This is a genomic window from Paenibacillus xylanivorans, assembly GCF_001280595.1.
In the GTDB taxonomy this organism is placed as follows: domain Bacteria; phylum Bacillota; class Bacilli; order Paenibacillales; family Paenibacillaceae; genus Paenibacillus; species Paenibacillus xylanivorans.
In genome coordinates this window covers 23,649-24,842 of record NZ_LITU01000033.1, presented here as the reverse complement: position 1 = coordinate 24,842, position 1,194 = coordinate 23,649, and the positions used below count along the sequence as shown (strand labels likewise).

The following is a 1,194-nucleotide window of genomic DNA, read 5'->3' as shown; positions in this document are numbered from 1 at the left end:
TAATTTTAGAGATTAGAATATATTTTGTGGTTTGATCAGTGTGTAAATCATCCATGATGAAATGAATTAAATTATCTCGATCTTCAACCGTATCCACGATTAGATGTTCAATCTTATCGTAATCAAATTTCAACCACAGTTCTTCTTTTTGTTCAATGCCGTCTGAGTATGCATTACATACCACATTGTTCAAATTATTCACCAATACCGATTGTGGAATTATCAAACTCAAATCTGTATATACATCACTAAAATTGGGGACGAATCTCCATTCCCTCTCATCATGAAAATTCTTAGAAATGTGTTCAAAAGAAGTCCCTCTTTGCTTTGCCATTTCTCCGTTTAAGGGTTTGATAAAAAGCAGTTGTGTTGCCAATTGATTATGAAGGATTTCATCCCCAGTACCATCACGCATTTGTTCCATAGCATGTTTGAATGCTGTTTTGAAGTCAGAGAGTAAAGCCGATGAACTATTCATATAACTAATCGGCTGAACACCTTCTTGGATGCCCCACATCTTGCTCATACCAATTCCGTATCGCCCATATCCATCAGAGCTATTGGTGCCTTCCATATGGTACGTTAATTTGTTTAGATGAATATCACAGAAACAAACCATAGGAAATGCAACTTTATCCATCTCGGTCAAATCCAAGTATGTGATATTCTCTTCATAAAATCTCGGAATCATTGCTTTTTTGCTTAATTTACTTTTCAGGTATTCAAGTTTAGGCATGAAATTTAAAAGGACATTCGCACTTTGTCTGTAAGTGTAGTTAGCCTGAGACACCTGTGGAGCTGAGTCCAATAAAATATCACTATACTGTTCAATGGCCATTAGAGTCTCCTATAGATTTTAAGTTATATTGCTAACTGAAAGAATCATTCACTATAAAATTATACCTTATGGATCAAGAGGACGCATTAATACAAGAAGTCTTTTTACCTCTTGGAGAAAGTTTATCCCCCTGGCATTCAATTAAAAACTCTCAAGTATTGTAGAAAACGAAATTACGTTATCCTGGATGAGGCTCAGGTTTTTCACGCCTTTGCCAAACGTTGAGGGCGACCCGTCGCATTCAATGTTTCCATACAGACTGAGGTGGTGAGTTTAAGTATAAAAAATGAATGAACTTCCTTGAATTATAATAATTAATATGATTTTAAGTGGCATATGCTAAATATTTAGACATT

At 35.2% G+C, this 1,194-nt stretch carries 1 protein-coding gene; it reads right to left on the bottom strand.

Going from position 1 to position 1,194, the window contains the following annotated elements; all coding sequences use genetic code 11:
- On the bottom strand, positions 1-838 hold an 838-nt coding region (locus AMS66_RS33055; protein WP_201782133.1), incomplete at its 3' end, for an abortive infection system antitoxin AbiGi family protein.
- Positions 839-1,194 lie beyond the last annotated feature (356 nt).